The 22,540-nt window shown below is 65.1% G+C and carries 19 protein-coding genes and 1 tRNA gene (1 of these 20 running past the window's edge); 2 read left to right on the plus strand and 18 right to left on the minus strand.

All coding sequences use genetic code 11. The features are described from left to right. The 8 genes from asnS to ftsH form a co-directional block, all read right to left on the minus strand. Nucleotides 1-534, minus strand: the 5' end (the start) of a protein-coding gene (gene asnS, locus ACYQ3G_RS15750; protein WP_459827258.1) for an asparagine--tRNA ligase. 849 nt of this gene lie to the left of the window's left edge; only the first 534 of its 1,383 coding nucleotides appear in the window; its start codon is at nucleotides 532-534; its stop codon lies beyond the left edge, outside the window. A gap of 23 nt (nucleotides 535-557) precedes the next feature. Beyond that, nucleotides 558-2,867, minus strand: a complete 2,310-nt coding sequence (gene priA / locus ACYQ3G_RS15755) for a replication restart helicase PriA (RefSeq protein WP_459827261.1) — start codon at nucleotides 2,865-2,867, stop codon at nucleotides 558-560. Between the two features lie 64 nt (nucleotides 2,868-2,931). Continuing rightward, entirely contained in the window at nucleotides 2,932-3,804 is an 873-nt protein-coding gene (gene galU, locus ACYQ3G_RS15760) for a UTP--glucose-1-phosphate uridylyltransferase GalU (protein WP_028577908.1), read from the minus strand. Nucleotides 3,805-3,865: 61 nt separating this feature from the next. After that, entirely contained in the window at nucleotides 3,866-5,215 is a 1,350-nt protein-coding gene (gene glmM / locus ACYQ3G_RS15765; protein ID WP_459827266.1) for a phosphoglucosamine mutase, read from the minus strand. 11 nt (nucleotides 5,216-5,226) lie between these two features. After that, nucleotides 5,227-6,144: a CdaR family protein gene (locus ACYQ3G_RS15770; protein WP_459827269.1), complete on the minus strand. Its 918-nt coding sequence runs from the start codon at nucleotides 6,142-6,144 to the stop codon at nucleotides 5,227-5,229. Beyond that, a complete protein-coding gene (gene cdaA / locus ACYQ3G_RS15775; protein ID WP_028577911.1) occupies nucleotides 6,144-6,899 on the minus strand; it encodes a diadenylate cyclase CdaA in 756 nt (251 codons plus the stop codon). The genes ACYQ3G_RS15770 and cdaA overlap by 1 nt, the downstream gene beginning before the upstream one ends. After that, nucleotides 6,893-7,768 carry a dihydropteroate synthase gene (gene folP, locus ACYQ3G_RS15780; protein ID WP_459827273.1) on the minus strand — a complete coding sequence of 292 codons (876 nt, stop codon included), beginning with the start codon at nucleotides 7,766-7,768 and terminating at the stop codon, nucleotides 6,893-6,895. Before folP ends, cdaA begins: the two co-directional genes overlap by 7 nt. Nucleotides 7,769-7,771: 3 nt before the next feature. Beyond that, nucleotides 7,772-9,685 carry an ATP-dependent zinc metalloprotease FtsH gene (gene ftsH / locus ACYQ3G_RS15785; RefSeq protein ID WP_459827276.1) on the minus strand — a complete coding sequence of 638 codons (1,914 nt, stop codon included), beginning with the start codon at nucleotides 9,683-9,685 and terminating at the stop codon, nucleotides 7,772-7,774. Between the two features lie 217 nt (nucleotides 9,686-9,902). Here ftsH and ACYQ3G_RS15790 point away from each other — a divergent pair. After that, a tRNA-Sec gene (locus tag ACYQ3G_RS15790) sits at nucleotides 9,903-9,996 on the plus strand. Between the two features lie 130 nt (nucleotides 9,997-10,126). Here the strand turns inward: ACYQ3G_RS15790 and ACYQ3G_RS15795 are convergent. The 8 genes from ACYQ3G_RS15795 to ACYQ3G_RS15830 form a co-directional block, all read right to left on the minus strand. After that, nucleotides 10,127-11,236, minus strand: a complete 1,110-nt coding sequence (locus tag ACYQ3G_RS15795; protein ID WP_459827278.1) for an amidohydrolase family protein — start codon at nucleotides 11,234-11,236, stop codon at nucleotides 10,127-10,129. A 78-nt stretch (nucleotides 11,237-11,314) separates the two neighbouring features. Beyond that, the gene (locus ACYQ3G_RS15800) at nucleotides 11,315-12,277 is read right to left on the minus strand and encodes an ABC transporter substrate-binding protein (RefSeq protein ID WP_459827281.1); all 963 of its coding nucleotides are present in this window, start codon (nucleotides 12,275-12,277) and stop codon (nucleotides 11,315-11,317) included. A 28-nt stretch (nucleotides 12,278-12,305) separates the two neighbouring features. Next, entirely contained in the window at nucleotides 12,306-13,970 is a 1,665-nt protein-coding gene (locus tag ACYQ3G_RS15805; protein WP_459827284.1) for a methyl-accepting chemotaxis protein, read from the minus strand. A gap of 9 nt (nucleotides 13,971-13,979) precedes the next feature. Beyond that, nucleotides 13,980-14,447, minus strand: coding sequence for a cytochrome c family protein (locus tag ACYQ3G_RS15810; RefSeq protein ID WP_028577917.1), 468 nt, complete (start codon nucleotides 14,445-14,447; stop codon nucleotides 13,980-13,982). A gap of 596 nt (nucleotides 14,448-15,043) precedes the next feature. Then, nucleotides 15,044-16,444, minus strand: coding sequence for an argininosuccinate lyase (gene argH / locus ACYQ3G_RS15815; RefSeq protein ID WP_459827287.1), 1,401 nt, complete (start codon nucleotides 16,442-16,444; stop codon nucleotides 15,044-15,046). A gap of 3 nt (nucleotides 16,445-16,447) precedes the next feature. Continuing rightward, nucleotides 16,448-17,659, minus strand: a complete 1,212-nt coding sequence (locus ACYQ3G_RS15820) for an argininosuccinate synthase (protein WP_459827289.1) — start codon at nucleotides 17,657-17,659, stop codon at nucleotides 16,448-16,450. 36 nt (nucleotides 17,660-17,695) lie between these two features. Then, a complete protein-coding gene (gene argF / locus ACYQ3G_RS15825; protein WP_028577920.1) occupies nucleotides 17,696-18,592 on the minus strand; it encodes an ornithine carbamoyltransferase in 897 nt (298 codons plus the stop codon). 175 nt (nucleotides 18,593-18,767) lie between these two features. Then, entirely contained in the window at nucleotides 18,768-19,394 is a 627-nt protein-coding gene (locus ACYQ3G_RS15830; protein WP_459827293.1) for a hypothetical protein, read from the minus strand. A gap of 76 nt (nucleotides 19,395-19,470) precedes the next feature. Here ACYQ3G_RS15830 and ACYQ3G_RS15835 point away from each other — a divergent pair, with 76 nt between their 5' ends. Beyond that, nucleotides 19,471-21,123, plus strand: a complete 1,653-nt coding sequence (locus ACYQ3G_RS15835; RefSeq protein ID WP_459827296.1) for a YcaO-like family protein — start codon at nucleotides 19,471-19,473, stop codon at nucleotides 21,121-21,123. Here the strand turns inward: ACYQ3G_RS15835 and ybeY are convergent. After that, a complete protein-coding gene (gene ybeY / locus ACYQ3G_RS15840) occupies nucleotides 21,098-21,541 on the minus strand; it encodes an rRNA maturation RNase YbeY (RefSeq protein WP_459827299.1) in 444 nt (147 codons plus the stop codon). The two genes, ACYQ3G_RS15835 and ybeY, sit on opposite strands and share 26 nt — an antisense overlap. Next, a complete protein-coding gene (locus tag ACYQ3G_RS15845) occupies nucleotides 21,541-22,521 on the minus strand; it encodes a PhoH family protein (protein WP_459827302.1) in 981 nt (326 codons plus the stop codon). The genes ybeY and ACYQ3G_RS15845 overlap by 1 nt, the downstream gene beginning before the upstream one ends. Nucleotides 22,522-22,540 lie beyond the last annotated feature (19 nt).

Raw genomic sequence — 22,540 nt, forward strand, 5'->3', positions numbered from 1 at the left:
ATTCAGGGTCGTGACCTGGAACATCTCGCCGGCGCCCTCGCAGTCCGACCCCGTGATGATGGGCGCGTGCACATGAAAGAATCCCTGCTCGTGGAAGAAGCGATGCACCCCGTAGGACAGCTCAGCCCTGATGCGGTTCAGGGCGCCGAACTTGTTGGTGCGGGGACGCAGATGGGCGATGGTACGCAGATACTCGTCGGTGTGCCGCTTCTTCTGGAGCGGGTAGCTCGGGTCCGTCTCGCCCAGAATTTCCAGGCTGTGGGCCTTGAGCTCCCACTTCTGACCCTGCCCAGGAGATTCCACCAACGCTCCCTCCAGGCGGACCGCCGCGCCCGTCCCGACCTTCTCCATCAGTCCGAACCCCTCAGCCCCGGCATCGACGATGGCCTGCAGGTTCTTCAGGCACGAGCCGTCATTGATCTCAAGGAAGACGAACTCCTTGCTCTCGCGCTTGGTCCGCACCCAGCCCTGGACCACCAGCGACGGCACTTCAGACTCGGACAAAAGGACATCGGCCACTCTGATATTCTTCATTTTTCCCCTCGGGTATGAAACGGCTAGAGCATGTCCACGGGATCGAGATCCACGGACATGCGGACATTTTTTTCCGTACGCAGCGTCTTGCGCATCTCGGCGCACACGCCCCTGATGGCCGGCCAGCTGTCGGCCTTGAGCAGGCACTGGAAGCGCTTTCGCCCGCGCAGCACGGCCAGCGGCGCAGGCGCCGGCCCCAGAACCCTCACACCGGACGCAGCCCCCAGGGCGCGGATGCGTCCCCCGAAGCTCGCCAGCAGTTCGCCCTCGGGCTGGTCCGTTGGCAGGGAGATGCGCACCAGGGCCAGCTTGACGAAGGGCGGATAGCCCATGGCCCGGCGCAGGGCGATCTCCCTGTCGAAAAAACCTTCGTAATCGTTGTCGCGGATATACTGCCAGCAGTAGTGCCCGGGGTTCCTGGTCTGGATCAGCACCCGGCCGGGCTTGTCCCCGCGGCCGGCCCGGCCCGCGACCTGCACGAGCATCTGGAACGACCGTTCCGTAGCCCTGTAATCCGGAAGATTCAAGCCCAGGTCGCCGTCCACGACCACCACCAGGGTCACGTTCGGAAAGTGGTGCCCCTTGCTCAGCATCTGCGTGCCGACCAGGACCTGGGCCTCCTGTCTGGCGAAGGCCGACAAGGTGTCCTGCATGGAGCCCGCCCGGCGGGCCGTGTCGCGGTCCAGGCGCAGGATGCGCGTGTCCTGGGGCAGTTCGTCGCGCAAAAACTCCTCCAGGCGCTCGGTCCCGGCCCCCAGGGGCAGAAACTCGTGGCCTTTGCACGACGGGCAGGACAGGGGAAAGAGCAGCGTGTAGCCGCAATAATGGCACAGCAGTAGTTCGCGCCGCTTGTGCAGCGTCAGGGAGACCTGGCAATGCGGGCACTTGAGAGGCGTGTCGCACGACTCGCAGTAAAGGACGGGCGCGTAGCCGCGCCTGTTGTGCAGGATGATCGCCTGCTCCCCGGCCCGAATCGTCGCCACCAGGGCGTCACGCACGGATGTGGCGAAGGGCCCGTGTTCTGGAGGTTCGGAGCGCAGGTCCACCAGCGTGACCTCGGGCAACCGCGACTCGCCGATGCGGTTTGAAAGAGATTCCACCGCGATGCCGCCGCTGCGGGCCGCATGAAAGACCTTCACGTCCGGCGTGGCCGATCCCATGAGCAGCAGCCCCCCGCTGCGGGAGATACGGCCGTAGGCCAGCTCCCTGGCCTGGTAGACCAGGCCTTCGTCCTGCTTGAAGGAGGCGTCGTGCTCCTCGTCGAGGATGACCAGCCCGGGCTCCAGCGGCAGAAAGAGGCTCGACCTGGTGCCGACGACGATGCAGGGCTCCGTCCTGCCGGCCAGCTCCGCAAACGTCCGCAGCCGCTCCCCGGCGGCCAGGTAGCCGTGAAACAACCGCACCGGCGCCTCGGGCAGGGCCGAGCGCACATCCTCGAAGAGTTTCAGGGCGATGGCCACTTCCGGGGCCAGGAGCATGACATGCCGGCCAGCGCACAGGGCCCGCCTGGCCAGTTCCATGTACACGGCCGTCTTGCCGCTGCCCGTCACGCCGAAAAGCAGTGCCGATTCGGGCGCATCAGCCTGAAGGAGCCCCCAGAACCCGCCCACGGCCCGTTCCTGTTCGGGCGTAAGGGTCAGCCGCACCGGGCCCGACGCGCAGACGTCAGCGATTTCAAACGCGGACTCGACTTCCCGGACCAATCCCTTGCGCGCCAGGGTAGCCAGCACCTGCGCGACGCTTTTGCCGAAATGCCCGGCCAGGGCCTTGGAGGACGACACGCCGTGCACGTCCAGGTAGCGCAGGACGTCGAGCTGGGCCGTGGCCTGCGGGCGGACGGCCCAAGGCGGCTCCGACGTCAGGGAGTAGAGCCGCTCGGTCCGGCGCTGGGCCACGACGGGCGAGAATCCGCCATCCAGCCACGCTGCGGCCAGACCGACGCGGTCCCCGCTCCCGTCCAGTTCGCCCAAGGGGACGATCCGGCCATCGCGGGACCTGAAGGACGGGACCTCGCGCAGCGCCGACGGCAGCACGCGGGCCAGGATCCGTCCCGGCGCGTCCATCTGGCGCACGGAAAGGTCACGAATGAAATCGAGGTAGGCTGGGGAGAAAAAAGGCTCCAGGTCCACGGGCCAGACCACGTCGCGGCACGCGCACCCTTCGGGCTCGGGCACGTCCGTCCCCACGATCACCCCAACCCGCAGCGACCGCCCCAAGGGGACGATGACGCGCACGCCCTCCCGCCACATCTCACTCGGCAGGGACGCGGGCAGGGAATACGTCAGGGCGCTGTACGGGGCGCAGAGGAGGAGGACGGAACAGTACTGACTCATGGGCTCCACGAAAAAGAGAGGGGGAACGGACCGGACCGTTCCCCCGTGAGGATCGGGATGGCGTCTAGCGGGAAGGCGGGATCAGTTCGCGCAGGCGGGCGATGAGGTCGTAGCGCAGATCCTCGTCCTGCAGGGCGAAGTAGATGTTGGCGGTCAGATAGTCCACCCAGTCGCCCACGTCGAAGCGCTGTCCGCGCAGCTTCACGGCCAGAAGGCGATTCTCCCGCGCCATGGACTGCAGGGCGTCGGTCAGCTGGATCTCGCCGGTGTGGTCGGGCTTCAAGCCTTCGAGATGCTTGAAGACCTCGGGCGTCAGCACGTAACGGCCCACCAGGGCCAGCCGCGACGGCGCGCTTTCCATGTCGGGCTTCTCCTTCACGCCGCGGATGCGGTACAGTCCGGGCGCGAACTCCTCGGCGTCGATGATGCCGTACTTGCTGACGCGGTCGCGCGGCACTTCCATGACGCCGACCACGGGCATGCGCTCGTTCTTCCAGACTTCGAGGAGCTGGTTGATGCCGGGGTCACGGTTGAACATGAGGTCGTCGCCAACCATGACGGCGAAGGGCTCGTCCTTGACGACCTCCTTCGCGCAAAGCACCGCATGGCCCAGGCCCAGCTGCTCTTTCTGACGCACGACTATGATGTTGGCCATCATGGCCACCTTGCGCACCTCGGCCAGCAGATCCGTCTGCCCCTTGCGTTCCAGCAACTGCTCCAGGGCGAGGTTGTAGTCGAAATGGTCCTCAATGATGCGCTTGTTCTGGTTGTTGACGAACACCACGTCCGACAGGCCCGAGGCGATGGCCTCCTCCACGATATATTGGATGGAGGGTTTCCGGAACACCGGCAGAATTTCCTTGGGCACATTCTTGGTCGCCGGAAGTGATCTGGTTCCCCACCCTGCCACCGGAATGACAACTTTACGTACCTGCATGGATCGCTCCTTGTTTAAACCCGACGAGGGCGGGCTTCCCCCGCTCCTCAAAAATTGTATTTCAGTCCAGACTCGTCTCCACGGCCTGGGTCAGATCGTCGCACAGGTCGTTGACCAGATATTCATCCTGGGCTTCGACCATGATGCGGGCCAGGGACTCGGTCCCGGAATAGCGCAGCAGAACGCGACCCGTCCTGCCCAGACGCTCCTCCGCGTTCTTCACCGCCGCCTGGATGGAGGGTACGTCGACAAAGGGGACTTTCCGCTTGACCTTCACGTTGACGAGCTTCTGGGGGAAAGGCGTCAACAGCCCGGCAATCTCGGAGATGGAACGCTGTCTGGCGACCATGATGCGCAGCAGCTGCAGCGCCGCCAAGGTCCCGTCGCCCGTGGTCGAATGCTCCATGAAGACCAGATGGCCGGACTGTTCCCCGCCGAGAAGGTACCCGCCCTTGCGCATCTCCTCAACGACATACCGGTCGCCGACCCTGGTCCGCAACAGCCGGCCGCCGCGTTCCTGCATGAAGACCTCCAGGGCCATGTTGCTCATGACCGTGGCGACCAGGGTGTTGCCGGCGAGGGTCCCGCGGGACAGCATCTCGTCCGCGCACACGGCCATGATCTGATCCCCGTCGAGCACGGTGCCGTGCTCGTCGACCACGATGAGCCGGTCGGCGTCCCCGTCCAGGGCCAGGCCGATGTCGGCCCTGTGCTCCCGGATCTTGGCCGCGAGCCCCTCGGGGTGCAGGGAACCGCAGCCCCTGTTGATGTTCAGGCCGTCGGGCTCAACGCCGAGGGTCACGACCTTGGCGCCGAGCTCCTCGAAGATGAGCGGCGCGACGCGGTACGCGGCCCCGTGGGCGCAGTCGAGGACGATGGTCAGGCCGTCCAGGGTCATGCCCGCCGGAAAGCTGTGCTTGAGTTCGACGATGTAGCGCCCCGGGCTATCCTGAATCTTCCTGGCCCGGCCGACCTGATCGTACGCCGGGTAGTCCCAGGCGAAGGCCGGATCCGTGACCATGGCCGCGATCTCGTTCTCCGCCTCGTCGGCCAGCTTGAAGCCGTCCTTGTCGAAGAACTTGATGCCGTTGTCCATGTACGGGTTGTGGGAGGCGGAGATGACCACGCCCAGGTCGGCGCGCATGCTGCGCGTCAGAAAGCTGATGGCCGGGGTCGGCATGGGGCCGACCAGGAAGACGTCCATGCCGGCGGCGCAGAAGCCCGAAGTCAGGGCAGATTCGAAGACGTACCCCGAAAGGCGCGTGTCCTTGCCGATGACGACTCGGTGCCGCCTGCTGCCGTTGCGGAAATACTGGCCCGCGGCCAACCCGAGACGCAGCACGAGTTCCGGCTGCATGGGGTGGCTGTTGACGCGCCCCCTGATTCCGTCCGTTCCAAAAAGCCTGCCCATCCGCTCTCCTCTTATGGGGTCAGCGACTCGTTGCGCCGCACGATGATTTCCACTTCCTCGGGCTTGGACTCCAGCAGCTCCACCCCGTCCGGAAAAAGGCGTTCGGGCTTGACGACGCTCTGCCCGAGGGCCGGATTTCCCCCGGGGTCCACCACCATGCGCAGCTGCTCCCGCCAATCCTTGTCCTTGAGGAGCCGCACCGGCACGAGCAGCCTGACACGCACGAACTTGGGTTCCATGACGTACGTGAAGGCCGGATACTCCACGGCTTCCAGATTCACCTTGATCCAGATTTCCTGCTTGATGTGCCCGAAGTGCACGTCATAGCTGACCGAGGACACCGACGTGCGCACATCCGGGGGAAGCAGCAGGCGGGCCCGGCCCGACGCCGTCAGGCTGCCGTCCTCGGGGACCTGCACGCGCACCGTGGGGATTCTGTCCACCTTCTCCAAGGCGCTGGCGAACCCGGTCACGGTGACCTGATCCGGCACCACGGTGGCGTTCTTGAACTGCGTATCTTCGCCGGGCAGCCCTTCCCAGTCAAGGTGGACCGGCACGCTCTTGGAAACCATGACGTCAGCCACGAGTTCCAGGCGCGTCGGATTGATCTCCACGACCTCCACCGCCGAGGTAATGGCCATGCTCTCGGGCACGAGGGGAATGACGTTGGCCCCGACCTGAACCTTGGCCAGATCGAGCTTGTAGGCCAGCCGGCCCGTGTTCAGGGACCGGACCTGGTTGCTCGTGCCGCGAATGCGCACCTGCAGCTTGTTGACCAGCCCGGAGGTGATCTCCATCTGTTGGGGGAGATTCACGAATTCGAGCGGCACCTCGAGCCACGTCTCGACCTTCTCCTGCCCCGAGACCACGTACCAGCACGCCAATGCCAGAAGCAGGGCCAGCGCTCTGTATTGCCAGTTATTCCACATCATTTCCTCAACGCAGCGGCAAGAACTTTCTTCAGGCGGACCTCATTGAGGCTGCTCGTGATCCGCCCGCCCACGGCCAGGGATATGCTGCCCCGCTCCTCGGACACGATGAGGGCCACGGAGTCGGTCTCCTCGGTCACGCCGATGGCCGCGCGGTGCCGCGTGCCCAGCGCTGCCTCGTGCTTGAGGCCCACGGCCAGGGGCAGGATGCACGCCGCGGCCTCGATGCGGTTGTCGCGGATGATGACGGCACCGTCGTGCAGGGGCGTGTCCTGATGAAAGATGGTCAGGAGCAGGTCCTTGCTGAAGGCGGCGTGTAATTCGATGCCGCCCGAGACCACGTCTCCAAGGGGGATGTTGCGCTCGATGACGATGAGCGCCCCGGTCTTGCTCTTGGCCATCTGCACCAGGGCCAGAATGAGGTCGTCGAGGACCGCCGACTGCACGGTGTCCTTCTTGAAGATCGTGGTCGCGCCCATGACGGCCAGGGCCTTGCGGATGTCCCGGCGGAACAGGATGATGACCACGAGGAAGATGGAGCCCAGAAAATTGCCCAGCAGCCAGTTGAGAGTGTACAGGCCGAATTCCCCGGCCGCGAAGTAGGCGATGACGATGAGCAGCAGGCCGTAGATGACGGAAACGGCGCGGGTGCCCTTGATCAACAGGATGATCCGGAAAAAGATGTAGCCCACCAGCAGGACGTCCAGGATGTCCTTCCAGGTGACTTGCAAATTGCCGATGGTGTAGCTCAGCACCCGTCCTCCCCTTCTCCCGCCAATGCCCGCGCGACCAGCAGGCCGTCGCGCGCCTCACGCACCTCATGCACGCGGTGGATGCGGACCCCCCGACCGTAGAGCGTCACCGTGGCCGCCAGGGTCGGGGCGTTGCGATCCCTGCCGTCGCGCCCAAGCAATCCCTTCCACAGCGACTTGTTGGAAAGGCCCATGTACACCGGCCGCCCGAACTCGAAAAACCGCTCGATATTCCGCAGGATCTCCAGGTTGTGGCCCAGGGTCTTGCCGAACCCGATGCCGGGGTCCAGGACCACGTTCCCCTCGGGTACGCCGGCCCGGACCAGCGCTTCGAGACGTGCGGCGAAAAAAGCCCTGATCTCGTCCACGACATCGTCGTATCTCGGCGCGACCTGCATGTTCCCGGGAGCGCCCTGACTGTGCATGAGCACGTAGCCCGGCTTCAGGTCGGCCACCACGTCCATGAACCCCGGGTCCACGCCCATGGCCGAAACGTCGTTGACGATGACGGCGCCGGCCTCCAGGCAGGCCCTGGCCACGCAGGCCTTGGTCGTGTCCACGGACAGGACCGCGTCCGGGCGTGCCCGGAGCACCCCCTCGACCACCGGCAGGACGCGCTGCAGTTCGACGTCCGCCGGGACCGCTTCGGCGAAGGGCCTGGTGCTCTCGCCGCCAATATCCAGAATGTCCGCGCCCTGGTCAAGAAGATGCAGTGCCTTGTCCACCAGCGCTTCGGTACCGCAGGCGCTGCCGCCGTCGTAGAACGAATCAGGGGTGGCGTTCAGGATTCCGACGACAAAAAAGGGGGCAGGACCGAGGGTCCTGCCCCTGAGCACATCCCAGGAGACGTTCTCTGCTCTCTCCCGGGACATGCGCTACTCGCCCGCCTTGTCGCCCGCGTCCCCCTCGTCCAGGGCGAAGCCCTCCTCGCCCGCTTCCGCGGACGAATCAGCGGCCGCAGCACCGGCCGCGTTCCGGCCGCCATTGCCCTGCGGGGCCAGAGGCTCTCCCTGGATGATCTTGGCCACTTCCTCGCCCGTGAGGGTCTCGCGTTCGATGAGGGACAGGGACAGGGCGTGCAGGAGTTCGATGTTGTCCTGCAGGATGGTCTTGGCGCGGTTGTAGGCGTCGCCCAGGATGCGCTTGACCTCGAGGTCGATGAGCTTGGCGGTCTCGTCGCTGTAGTCCTTGATGTGGGCCATGTCACGGCCCAGGAAGACCTCGTCGTCCTTCTTACCCAGAGCCATGGGGCCGAACTCCTCGCTCATGCCCCACTCGCAGACCATGCGCTTGGCCATGGCCGTGGCGCGCTCGATGTCGTTGCCCGCTCCCGTGGTGATGGAGTTGAAGACGAGTTCCTCGGCCGCCCGGCCGCCGAAGAGCACGGCCAGGTTGTTCTGGAGATAGGTCTTGGAGTAGGTGTGGCGGTCATCCACGGGCAACTGCATGGTCACGCCCAGGGCGCGGCCGCGGGGGATGATGGACACCTTGTGGATGGGGTCCGTGCCCGGCAGGAACTTGGCCACCAGGGTGTGCCCGGCCTCGTGGTAGGCCGTGGTCTTCTTTTCCTCGTCGCTCAGGATCATGGAGCGTCGCTCCTTGCCCATCATGACCTTGTCCTTGGCCTCCTCGAAATCGAGCATGGTGACCTTGTCCTGGCTCAGCTTGGCGGCGTGCAGGGCCGCCTCGTTGACCAGGTTCTCGAGGTCAGCACCGGAGAAGCCGGGCGTGCCGCGGGCCAGGACGTCGAGGTCCACCTCTGGCGACAGGGGGGTCTTTCTCGTGTGCACTTCGAGGATGCGCTTGCGGCCCTTGAGGTCGGGGTTGGGGACCACGACCTGACGGTCGAAGCGGCCCGGACGCAGCAGCGCCGGGTCGAGGACGTCGGGACGGTTGGTGGCGGCGATGAGGATGACGCCCTCGTTGGACTCAAAGCCGTCCATCTCGACGAGCATGGCATTCAAGGTCTGCTCGCGCTCGTCATGGCCGCCGCCCAGACCCGCGCCGCGCTGACGGCCCACGGCGTCGATCTCGTCGATGAAGATCAGACAGGGAGCATTCTTCTTGCCCTGGATGAAGAGGTCGCGCACGCGGGCCGCGCCCACGCCGACGAACATCTCCACGAAGTCGGAACCGGAGATGGAGAAGAAGGGCACCCCGGCCTCGCCGGCCACGGCCCGGGCCAGCAGGGTCTTGCCCGTGCCGGGACCGCCGACCAGCAGCACGCCCTTGGGGATGCGCCCGCCCAGACGCGTGAACTTCTTGGGGTTGCTCAGGAAGTCGACGATCTCCTGCAGCTCCTCCTTGGCCTCGTCCACACCGGCCACGTCGGCGAAGGTGACCTTGGTCTCCTCCTGGGTGACCATTTTGGCCCTGGAGCGGCCGAAGGACATGGCCTTCCCGCCGCCGCCCTGCATCTGGCGCATGAAGAAAATCCACACGCCGATCAGAAGGAGCATGGGGAACCAAGAGATGAGCACCGTCATGTACCAGGGTGCGTCCTCCTCGGGCTCGGCCTTGACCTGCACGTTGTTCTTGACCAGCGTGTCGACCAGGGTCGGATCGTTGGGCGAATAGGAACTGAAGCGCTGGTCGTTGACCAGCACGCCGGTGATTCGCGAACCTTGAATCTTGACGCTGGTGACCTCGCCCTGACGGACCTTGGTCAGAAATTCCGTGTAGTTGAGATCATTGGGCGGCACGGGCGGCTGATTGAACAGGTTGAACAGGACAATCATGACCATGCAGATCGCGGCCCAGAGGACCAGATTCTTGGAAAAACTGTTCAAATGAGAAAACCTCCATAAGCCGGGTCGTCACAGGTCCCTCGCCACCGGCCGTCTTTGTCGTCATAGTGGGTTCATGCTTAGCTGAACGAGATGTGATTGTTAAGTTCAGTTTCAGGAATGACAAGCAAATTTTCGTAGAAATACGCCTTTTTTGAAAGGTCGCCCGAAAACCTTGATCATTGTGCGGGGCATTGATAGATACGTGCCTCCCAAGGGGGGAAGCGTATCGTCACCGGTGTGGCGCCCGGTCTTCAAAACCGGTGGAAGGTCGAGAGGTCTTCGGTAGGTTCGACTCCTATACGCTTCCGCCACCCCTACGCATTGTTCAGCCCGCTCCGCCCGTCTCGCACCTCTCCAGAAACCGACCTTATGCGATAGCCAACCGCTCCGCGCAGTTCGTACGTTCCTCAGCCGTGGAGCGCGTCCGTCGATTGCGGGGTGCTATGCGGCAAAATCCTGCGGGAGAATGGCCCAGGCCGCGCGCCGGCCGGCCTGGAGGCTGCCGTACTCTCCGTCGATGCCGAGGATCTTCGCGGGATTGAGGGTCACCATGGCCAGGAGCTCGACCAGCGGCGTGCTCGAAGACAGCACGGTCTTCACGGCGCGCAGTTCCTCCCACAGGTCCGGATCGGTGTTGGAGGCGAGGGAATCCGTACCCAGGCACAAGGGCACTCCGGCGGCTCGCAGGGCCGCGACAGGAGCCTCGCCCACGCCGATCCGGCTGTTGCTGCGCGGGCACAGGCAGACTCCCGCCCCGCTTCGCGCCAGGATGCCGATGTCGTCCGCGTCGATGTGGACGCAGTGCACGGCCAGCGTCCTGCCATCCAGCAGGCCAAGCTCGGACGCGTACGCAACGGCGCTCATCCCGGGCGAGACGAAGCCTTTGGGCAGGATGCGGCGGGCGCGCACAAATTCGGCAAACGCTCCTCCACACCCCAGGAACAGTTCATTCTCCCCCGGCGCCTCGGCCAGGTGCAGGCTGAAGGGCCGGTCGCGCGAGACGCACCAGCCCTTGGCTTCCCGGGCCAGATCCGAGGCCGTTGAATAGAGGGCGTGCACCGACGGGCTCCAAGGGCCGGGCCAGTCGGCAGAGGTGAAATCGGGCAGACCGCGACGGCCGGACACTTCGCGAAAAAGATGGCCGCCCATTCCTTCGGCCTCCAGGACGCCGCGGACCATCACCGCCTCCCGGCCGACAACGTCCGCCACGAAGCAGGTTCCGGAGTTCCGGGCCGCGGCCACTGCGCCCGCCACATCGGCCCGTGACGCGCGTTGGGCGCGCAGGGCCACGAACAGCCCGTCCGCCCAGGCTTCAAACCCCATGCCGATGGGAATCCTGCCCGCCAGATGTGACAGCTCCAGATGGGCGTGCGCGTTGATCAGCCCGGGCACCAGCGTCACGTCGCCCAGATCACGGCACGGCCCCGACGCCTCCTTCCAGGGGACGACAGCGACGATGCGACCGCCGTCGACCAGGATGCAGCCGTCGACGATCTCGGGGCACCCGGGGTCCATGGTCAGGATGCGCGCCGCACGGTAGGCCGCCGTCATGTCCCCACCATCCCGCAAGGCGGACCATAACAAAAGAGGCGGCCAAGCCGCCTCTTTTCAGAACACGTCGTTCCGCGGTTATTTGTAGATCTTGTCGGCATCCTTCAGCACGTCCTCAGGCACCTTCACGCCCATCTTCGCAGCGGCCTTCTGGTTGAGGTGCAGAACGAGTTCCTGCTGGGTCTCTACGCACGTGGTGCCGGGGTCGGCCTTGTCCACCAGCAGGCGCTTGGCCATGAGGCCCGTCTGATAGCCGTGCTGGTAGTAGTCGAAGGCCAGGGCGGCGACGGTGCCGCGCTGCACGGAATCGACGTCGGCAGAGAAGACGGGCAGCTTTTCCTGCTCACAGACCTTGATCACGGATTCCAGGGCCGAGATAACGGTGTTGTCCGTGGGCAGGTAGATGGCGTCGACCTTGCCGACCAGGGACTTGGCTGCCTGGTAGACGTCGCTGGTCTTGGCCACGGAGGCTCCGACGACCTCGAAGCCGGCCTTGGCACCTTCGGCCTGGACCATGGCCACGGTGGTCTTGGAATTGGCCTCGCCGGCGTTGTAGATCACCCCGAGCTTCTTGAGGTTCGGGAAAAACCGCAGGATCATGGCCATGTGCTTGTCCACGGGCAGCATGTCCGACACGCCCGTGATGTTCTTGCCCGGCTTCTGGAGATCATCCACCAGCCCCGCGCCGACCGGGTCCGTGATGGCCGTGAAGAGCAGCGGCGCCACGGCCAGAACGGGCGATTTCTTGGTCGCCACGGCGCAGGCCTGGGCCGAGGGAGTGGCGACGGCCAGAACCAGGTCCGGCTTCTCGCCGGCGATCTGGGCCGCGATCTGGTTGGCCGTGGCCATGTTGGCCTGGGCGTTGTGCACCGAGTACGTCGCGTTGACGCCCTGGGCCTTCAGACTGTCCTGGAAGCCCTTGAGCACGGCGTCCAGGGATGGGTGTTCAACGAACTGATTCACGGAAATGGAGTACGTGGCGGCATGGCCCTGACAGACAAAGGCCAGGATGCACAGGACCGTCATGATGGCTTTCTTCATAATATTTCCTCGCTTGGATTCGTGGGGACTACCGGATGCGGAACATGTCCACGAGCCCTTTAAGCTGTTCGGAAAGCGCGCGCAACTCCTCGGCATGCTCCCGCACCGTGACGCCGTTGCGGGTCATGTCGGTGGCGGACGAACTCACTTCGGCGATCTGGCTGGTTATCTCGCCGGCCACGCCCGACGTCTGGCTCACGTTGTGGTTGACCTCATCGAGACCCTGGGAGGCCTGTCCGATGTTCTGGGCGATGTCGCGGGTCGTGACGGACTGCTCCTCCACGGCCGCGGCGATGGTCGTGACGATGGCGTCGATGTCGGTGATGACCTTGGTGATCTCGTTGATGCGCGTCACGGTCTGGTCGGTGGCGCCCTGGATGCCGCTGATCTTGCCCCGGATCTCGTCCGTGGCCGAAGCGGTCTGGTTGGCCAGTTCCTTGATCTCGTTGGCCACGACGGCAAACCCGCGTCCGGCTTCGCCCGCCCTGGCGGCCTCAATGGTCGCATTCAGGGCCAGGAGGTTGGTCTGGGACGAGATGGCCGTGATGGTCTGGGTCACGGAATGGATCTCGCGGGCCATGGCGCCCAGGTGGTCGACGTCGGCCGACGTCGCTTCGGCCGTGCTCACGGCCACCGCGGTGATCTCCTTGGCCCTGGCGGTGCTGCGCGAAATCTCGTCGATGGTCGCGCTCATTTCTTCGGAAGCGGCGGCCACGGTCGAGATGTTGACCGACGCCTGTTCGGTGGCCGCGGCCACGGAGCGCATGTTCGTGCTCATCTCCTCGGACGCGGCGGCCACGGCGTCGGAACGGGTCTGGTTGTCCGCAGCCACGTCGGCCACCGTCTCGGACACCGATTTGAGCTGACCCGAAGCCACGGCCAGGGTGCCCACGCCGGAGATGATCTCCTGCATCATGGACCGCATATGATCCGTCATGGAGTTGACGCTCTGGGCCAACTGGCCGATCTGGTCCCGGCTTCTGGTATCCACGTGCACGGTCAGATCGCCCTTGCTGATCTTTTCCGTGGCCTCGGCCACGTCACGGATGGGTACCAGGACGGCCCGCCGGAGGAAAAAGGACAGGCTGCCGAGGAGCACGACCAGGCCCGCGGCCATGATGCCGCCGACCTTGGTCTGGTTGCTCAGCATCGCGTTCATCTGGGGCGAAATGTCCTGGGTCATGACCATGACCCCGAGCACCGGCTGGTTCGACCCGTGACAATGATGGCAGGACTCTTCGTTGGGGATGGACTTGATTTCGAGGAAGGCGGGTTTGCCGTCGATCTTGGTGATGGACTGGCTCATGCAGTCCTTGCGCAGGCAGTCTTCGAGCATGGTGGTCAGTTCCGCGCTCTTGACGACGTCCGTGACCTCCTTTCGCAGGAACTGGTCCGAGGTGGAGTAGGTGACGTTGCCCTTGAAATTGGTCAGGTGGATTTCGATGTCTTCATAGCGCTGCCCCACTTCCGCAAACTTGCCCGTGGTGCCGGCGTTGTCGCCGATGGCCATGGGTTCGCGGATGGCCATGGAGAGCATCTCCGAAATGCGGGCGGCGTTGACCTCGACCTCATGCAGGGTGCTGGCCCGCTGCATGAAAAAGGTTGCCGTGAACAGCGAGCCGAAAGTCAGGATGAGCACCGCAAAGGTGATGCCGAGGATCTTGGCGCCCAGGGATCTGCTGAAGATGTTCATGGCGGCCTCCTAGTGGGCCCCGCCGTACAGCAGGGGCTTGAAGTTGAAGGCCTTGACGCGGCTCTCGTTGTGGCAGCCCTGGCAGTCTTCCATGGTCAGCTTGCCCTTGATGAGCTCCGTATCGCCTCCGCTCTCGACGTGGTCCCGGCCGGGGCCGTGGCACACTTCGCACCCTGCGTCCGCAACATGCGGCGTCTTCTCGTAGCTGACGAACCCGCCGGGCTTGCCGTAGCCGGTAGTATGGCAGCCGTAACACTGGGCCAACTCCGTTTCCGTCAAATCCGACGCCATGATCTTGATGGACTTGTCCGAATGGGCTTTTTTGGCGTATTTCGTGAAGTTGTCGTACTGTTCCTCGTGACAATCCTTGCAGGCCGCCGTGCCTACATACGAATTCTCCGCCAAGGCCGGCACAGGACACAACATGCACGCCAAGAAGACGACATGGCACACCTTGCGAACGATCTGAGCCTTCATCCCACCTCCTCGCATCAAACCGGCACGGTCAGTCCGTTTCCGATAAATTTTAATGCGTGTACGTACATTACCGTATGACGTCAATAACAGCCTAGGATCGCGGTAGAAATATTCGTGCACCGAAAATCCGGGCGCGCAAGGATGACGTGTGTCTGGCGCTGTCCCATCCGCCCCTGTCATACACCACGCGTCGGCGTTGCCCGCACCGTCATGGCGACGCATCGCCGCTACCATCCCGACTTCGCAAGCAGGCGTACGACCGCATATCACCGCCCCTACCCTGCCGGACTTGCCGCCCGTTGAAAAATTAAGCTTCATGTTACGATCCTCCCTTATGGTTCCTGCTCGATGACTTCTTGTTTATTGGAAAGGAGGAGGTGGATGATACTCGAAACAAAACGTATTTTCAGATACAAATGGCTAATTGATTACACGCTGATCAGAACACATAACTACTTATAGATGAGTATGCTACGAACGATGGCAGCCGAACCACGGGTACGAAAAAGCCCCCGTCGACGAAGCGGCGGGGGCTTTCGGCACGACGCGCGAGGCAGTCGGCGCGTTCGTGTGCTGTCCGTCAAAAAACGACGGCGCTAGACTTTCTCCGACAGCCAGGACGCGAGTTCGGAAATCTGCGCGCCGACAGAATCGGGTCCGGTGCCTCCGGGAACGTGCCGGCGGGCGACGGCATTATCGTAGTCGAGCACGGCGAAGACGTCCTCGCCGATGTCGGCCGAGAAACGCCGCAGGTCCTCGATGCTCATGTCCTCGAGACCGATCCCGCGTTCCTCGGCGAAGGCCACGGCCGCGCCGGTGATGTGGTGGGCCTGGCGGAAGGGCACGCCCTTGGCCGCCAGGTAGTCGGCCAGTTCCGTGGCGTTGAGGAAGCCGGCCTTGAGGGCCCGGCGCATGCGCTCGGCGTTGAAACCCAGTTCCGAGAGCATGCCGGCCATGATGGCCAGGGACGGCGACACCGTGTCGTGGGTGTCGAGGAAGGGTTCCTTGTCCTCCTGCATGTCGCGGTTGTAGGCCAGAGGCAGGCCCTTCATGAGGGTCAAGAGGCCCATGAGGTCGCCGTAGACGCGGCCCGTCTTGCCACGCATGAGCTCGGCCACGTCGGGGTTCTTCTTCTGGGGCATGATGGACGAGCCCGTGGAGTAGGCGTCGGGCAGGCGCACGAAGCCGAACTGCGGGTTGGCCCAGATGATGATCTCCTCGCACAGCCGCGAGAGGTGCATCATGACGAGGCTCCCGCAGAACACGGACTCCAGGACGAAATCGCGGTCGGAGACGGCGTCCATGCTGTTGGCGAAAGTACCGCCGAGGTCCAGGGTCCCGGCCACCTGGGCGGGATCCAGCGGGTGCGTGGTTCCGGCCAGGGCCGCCGCGCCCAGGGGTGAAACGCACACGCGCTTCAGGGCGTCGCGCACGCGGTCGTGATCGCGGCGGAACATCTGGGCGTAGGCCAGCAGGTGCTGGGCCAGGCTGACGGGCTGGGCCGGCTGGAAATGGGTGCAGCCGGGCAGCAGCACGCCCTGGTGCTCTTTGGCCCGCTGCACGAGGGTGTCGACCAGCGCCTTCAGGTTATCGGCCCATTCTTCCAGGCAGGCGGCCGTGAAGAGGCGGAAATCGAGCGCCACCTGGTCGTTGCGGGAACGCCCGGTGTGCAGCTTCTGGCCCGGCGTGCCGACGAGCTCCGTCAGGCGGTGCTCGATGTTCATGTGCACGTCTTCGAGGTCCTGCCGCCAGACGAAGGTCCCGGCCTGTATCTCGGCCCGGATCTGCTCCAGCCCCCGGTGGATGGCCTCGCAGTCGGACGGGGTGATGATGCCCTGCTTCGCCAGCATTGAGGCGTGGGCCTTGGAACCGTCGATGTCCTGGGCGCACAGCCGCGAGTCGAAACCCACGGAGCATGTGTAGCGCTCGACCAGGGGGGCGGTGTCCCCGGTGAACCGGCCGCCCCACAATTTCTTTTCCTTGGATGCCGCGCTCATGTCCTAGCCCTTGATCTTGTTCAGGAAAGGCTGGCGGGCCTGCAGGCGCAGACCGTGCAGCTTGATGAAGCCGGCCGCGTCGGCCTGGTTGTAGACCTCGTCCTTCTCAAAGGTGGCCAGCTCCGGGTTGTAGAGCGAGTACGGGGACTTGCGGCCCAGAGGGTACACGCCGCCCTTGTAGAGCTTGAGGCGCACCGTGCCGGTGACCGTCTCCTGGGCCTTGTCCATGAAGGCCTGCAGGGCCTCGCGCTCGGGCGCGAACCAGTAGCCGTTGTAGACCATCTCGGCGTAGCGCGGGATGAGTGTGTCGCGCAGGTGCAGCAGCTCGCGGTCCATGCACACGCCTTCCAGGTCGCGGTGGGCGCGCTGCAGGATGGCCCCGCCCGGGGTCTCGTAAACGCCGCGGGACTTCATGCCCACGAAGCGGTTCTCGACCATGTCCAGGCGGCCGATGCCGTGCCGTCCGCCCAACTCGTTCAGGGCGGCGAGCATCTTCGCCGGCGTGAGGGCCTGGCCGTTCAGGGCCACGGGGTTGCCCTTCTCGAAATCAAGGATGATGACCTCGGCCTTGTCCGGCGCCTGCTCGGGGTCGACGCTCATCTGGTAGGTGCCCGGGCCGGGTTCGGACCACGGATCTTCCAGTTCGCCGCCCTCGAAACTCAGGTGCAGGAGGTTGCGGTCGCAGGAATACGGCTTCTCCTTGGTCACGGGCACCGGGATGCCGTTCTCCTTGCAGAATTCCAGAAGCTGCGTGCGGGAGTTGAGGTCCCACTCTCGCCAGGGGGCGATGGTCTTCAGGTGCGGGGCCAGGGCCAGGGTGGACAGCTCGAAACGGACCTGGTCGTTGCCCTTGCCCGTGGCGCCGTGGGCCACAGCCTGAGCCCCTTCGGCCAGGGCGATCTCGACCATCTTCTTGGCGATGAGGGGCCGGGCAATGGACGTGCCGAGCAGGTAGCCGCCCTCGTAGACGGCGTTGGCCCGGAACATGGGGAAGACGTAGTCGGCGACGAACTCCTCCTGCAGGTCCACCACGTAGGCTTTGGTGGCGCCGGTATTGAGGGCCTTGTCCTCCAGGCCGTCGAGTTCCTCGCCCTGACCCAGGTCGGCGGTCATGGTGACGACCTCGCACTCGTAGGTCTTCTTGATCCACTTGAGGATGGCGGAGGTGTCGAGACCGCCGGAATAGGCCAGCACGACTTTTTCGATCTTGCGCATGAAAACTTCTCCTTTATGTAGAGCGGACTGGCCGCCTCAGCTGTAAATCCATTCCAGGATGGCCTTCTGCATGTGCAGACGGTTCTCGGCCTGGTCGAAAACGATGGACCTGGGCCCCTCGAAGACCTCCTCGCTGACCTCCTCGCCGCGGTGGGCGGGCAGGCAGTGCAGCACCTTGGCCGACGGGTCGGCCAGGGACAGGAGCTCCTCGTTGACCTGATACCCGGCAAAGGCCTTCTCGCGGCGCTTCTGCTCGGCTTCCTGGCCCATGGACGCCCAGACGTCGGTGTTGACGAAATGGGACCCGGCGATGGCAGCCTTGGGGTCGTCGGTGATGTAGACCTTGGCGCCCATCTTGAGGGCTCGTTCCAGAATCTCGGTCCTGGGCATGTAGCCCTCGGGGCAGGCCAGGTTCAGCTGAAAGCCGAAGTAGATGCTGGCGTTGATCCAGGAGTGGGCCATGTTGTTGCCGTCGCCGATCCAGGACACGACGAGGTCTTTGAAATTCGTGGTCCGCTCGAAGATGGTCAGCATGTCGCTCATGACCTGACAGGGGTGGTAGAGGTCCGTCAAAGCGTTGACCACCGGAATGGAGCCCCAGCGCGCCAATTCCTCGACGTTCTTCTGGGCGAAGGTGCGCACGACCATGCCCTGCACGTAGCGGGACAGGACCCGGGCCGTGTCGGCCAAGGGTTCGCTGCGGCCCAGCTGGGAGTCGGCCGGCGTCATGAAGATGGTGCTGCCGCCCAGGTGGCGGATGCCGACGTCGAAAGAAACGCGCGTGCGCGTGGAGGCCTTCTCGAAGATCATGGCCAGGGTTTTGCCGGCCAGCAGCGTGGACCGGTAGTCCGTGTCCTTCATCTCCTTGGCCCGCCGGACAAGGTCCATGGCCTCCGTGGCCTTGAGATCCAGTATGGATAGAAAGTGCTTCATGGTGTCACCCGATCATCCGGAGATACGGTTTGAATGTTGCGTGCGTGAACGCAAAAAAATTTTTTCCTACAAAGCTTGTTCATGGTTTGTAAAGGGAATTGCAACACCACGAAATAAAAATGAAAAAGCCGACGAAAACACGTCGGCTCGCGAGTGGTCGGAAGCTGTGCCGGCGCTATGGGCGCAGGTGGCGGGCGAAGCCGTCGGCCATGCTCAGGGACAGGGCGCGCATGACGGCGTAGGTGGGGTTCTCGGGCAGGCGCACCTGACTGCGAACCACGACGTAGTCCTTGGCAGGCCCGGCCTCCATGGCTGCGGCCTGGGCCGCGGACCAGATCAGGGTCCCGTCGGGCACCCAGTACACCTCGGCCGTGATGCCGACGGATGTCCGGCCCGCGCCGCCGCCCTCGTAGAACTGGGAAACGTTGCCCGTGACCAGAATATTGGCGCCCTTGGCCCTGGCCGCGGACATGGCCGCGTCCAGCCCGGCCCAGGGCTTCGAGGAGTCGTACTCCATGGCCCCGAAGACACGGCGCTCAAGCCACGCGCGCCGGAAGACGTCGGCCATCTCCCGGCCCACGTCCTTGCGCACGGCGATGTCCTGGCGCAGGGCGAAGGGAACGATCAGGGCCCGGTAACCCGTGTCGGGCATGGACGCGGGCGTCACCGCCTCGACCAGTTCGCCCATCAGAATCTCGGCGTCATCCTGATAGTCGATCCCATAAAGGTTCACATCGTAACGATCCATGGACGCGCACCCCGCCACGAGCAGGACGCAGGCGCAGAGAAGGAAAAATTTCATGACAGCATCTCCTTGGCAGGCGATTTCAAGCAAGATAGGTACCAATGGCCCGACAAACCACCCAAGGAGCTTCGACGTGACCCCGACCATGCGCTACCGTCTCGCCCATCAGGACAGTCTCCTGGGCGTGGCCTACTTCACCCCCGAACCCGCCGAACCCCTGACCCTTGAGCAATGCCTGGACCACGTCCGCAGGCTGCCCGGCGACGAGTTCATGCGCGCCCACGTCCGACCGCTACTGGCCGCCATGGCCCCGGCGAAACTGCGCGCCCTCTTCGACGCCGCCGACGAGACGGTCCGCGCCCTGGTCCTCGAAACCGTGCTTCTGACCCCGGGCCTGCGGGACCTGTGGCCGGAAATGCGCCCCGCGCTCGACGGGCTCAAAGGCTGCACGTCCCAGCTCTTCCTGGCCAGCGCCGCCCTGCCCGACCATGACCTGCACGCGGGGACGAGCCGGCTTCTGGCCGCGAACATCTTCGAACACGCCCCCCTGCCCGCCGAGCCGGCCGACGACGCATTGGACTCGGCGCCCGACAACCCGGCGGCGGACCCGGCCCGCATCCGGGCCTCCCTGGAACTGCCCGCCCCTTGCCCCAGGCGGCCCGCCGAAGCCACCCGCGCCCTGGCCGAGGAACGGCTCTACGGCCTGGGCGTCCTGGACGGACCCGAGATGCGCCATCACGCCTCGCTGGCCCCATGGGGCCTGCTGCGCCGCTGGCGGCTGGACCGCGCCACGCGCTGCGGCGCCTTCGACCACCGCCTGCAGGGGCTCATGACCAGCTACGGACGCGGCCTGACCATGGACGACGCCCGCGTCTCCCTGGCCATGGAGATCGTCGAGCGCTACAGTTCCTTCGCCGACATCCGCGACATGCGCGTCTCGGGCAGCCAGGACGACGGAGAGATCCGGGTCGCGCCCTTCGGCGCCCTGGGCGGCGAGGCCCTGGACCCAAACGCCATGCGCCTGGAAGTCCCGTACGCGGACCAGCCCCTGCACTGGATCGCGGGCCGGGGCCGCCGAGGCGAGACCAGGCTCGTCCCGCTGCAGGCCGTGTACCTCTTCACCAACCTCGACGAAGTCCGCCTCTTCAGCGGCCTGGGCTCCACGGGCCTGGCCTCGGGCAACACGCCCGAGGAGGCCAAGGTCAGCGGACTGCTGGAAGTCATCGAGCGCGACGCCGAGGCCGTCAGGGTCTTCGACCCGGCGCGCTGTTTCCGCGTGGAGAGCCGCGACGACGCAGTGCGGGAGCTTCTGGAACGATACCGGGAGCAGGGCGTCGACCCCGTCTTCCAGGATCTGACCACGGAACTGGGCGTGCCCTGCTACAAGTGCTTCGTGCTCCTGGCCGAAGGCGGACTGGTCAAGGCCACGGGCGCGTCCCTCTCGGGCCGCCGCGCCGCGCTCTCGGCCCTGACCGAGACGCCCTTCCCCTTTCCCGGAGGTCCGGCGTCGGCCAAGGGCCCGCGCGACCTTCCGGTCCGCCTGCTCGAAGACCTGCCGGACCACTCGACGGGCTCGGCCGCAGGCGACCTGGCCCTGCTCGAGGCCATCCTGGAGGACAGGGGGTACGAACCCGTCTACGTCAACTTGACAAAGAGGGAACTGCGTTTGCCCGTCTACAGGGCCATGGTGCCGGGACTTGAGATCGTTTCGGATTTCGACCGCTTTACGCGCGTGGGCCCCCGCCTGTGGCGGGACGTGCTCAGATCGAGGGGAAGATGCGGGTGACGGACGTTTCCGGGTCGGGCCGTACCGCGGCCACGGCCAGGTCCGTCAGATCGTCCATCTCCGGGCCGTGGTCGTGGCCCATGAGGTGCAGCAGGCCGTGGGCCAGCAGACGCACGGTGTATTCGTGGGGGTCCTGGTTGTAGAGGCGCGTCTCGCGGGCCAGGGTGTCCACGGACAGGACGAGGTCCCCGAGCCAGTCGTCCCCTCCGCCGGGGAAGCTCAGGATGTTGGTGGGCCCCAGGCAGCCCATGAACGAACCGTTCAGTTCGGCCATCTCCCGGTCGTCCACGAGGCGCAGGGAGAGCTCCCACTCGTCCAGGCCGAAGCACCCGGCCAGGCCCTCGAAAATCTCCATGAGCTCCGGCCCCGAAAGGGGAAAGCGCGGGTCCGCGGGAACGCATTGCTCCAGGTGCAGCATCAGCCCCTGCCCTCCCGGGCCAGCGCGGCCTGACGGTGCCGGTCGTAGGCGCGCACGATGCGCCCGACCAGGGGGTGGCGGATGACGTCGTCCTCGGTGAAGTGGATCATGGCCACACCCTGGACGCCCTCGAGGACCTCCACGGCCTGCACCAGGCCCGAGCCCACGTGGGCCGGCAGGTCGATCTGGGTGACGTCGCCCGTGACCACGGCCCGCGAACCGTAGCCCAGCCGCGTCAGAAACATCTTCATCTGCTCGGGGGAGGTGTTCTGGGCCTCGTCGAGGATGACGAAGGCATTGTTCAGCGTCCGGCCGCGCATGAAGGCCAGGGGCGCGATCTCGATGGCCCCGGCCGCAATCATCTCCTGCACCCGGGCGTAGTCGAGCATGTCGTTCAGGGCGTCGTAGAGGGGCCGCAGGTAGGGGTTGACCTTCTCGACCAGATCGCCGGGCAGGAAGCCGAGCTTCTCGCCGGCCTCCACGGCCGGGCGCGTCAGGACCAGACGCTTGACCTTCTTCTGCAGGAAGAGGGACACGCCCACGGCCACGGCCAAGTAGGTCTTGCCCGTGCCGGCCGGGCCGATGCCCAGGGTCAGATCCAGCTCGCGCATGGCGTGCAGGTACTCGCGCTGGGTCACGGTCTTGGGGCAGACGGTCTTGCGCGGGGAGACCGTGAACAGGGCCTCCTGGTAGTATTTCTTGAGCGGCGTGGAGGGGTCGCGCAGCATGATGCGCAGGCTCTGCTCGATGTCGCGGTCGAAGAGCTGATGCCCGCCGCGGACCAGGTCGTAGATCTGGGCGAAGTAGCGGCAAACCAGATGCACCATGTCATGGTCGTCGCCGAAAACAGAAAGCTCGCTGCCGCGGCTCTCCACGGTCACGCCCGTGATCCCGGCCACGGTCTCGAGATGGGCGTTGCCGGGCCCGAAGACCTCGCGGGCGAAGTCCGGATTCTCGAAGGTTATGTCCTGTCTCTCCATGCGTCCTCATGCTGCGCCG

This window comes from Desulfomicrobium salsuginis (genome assembly GCF_054657795.1).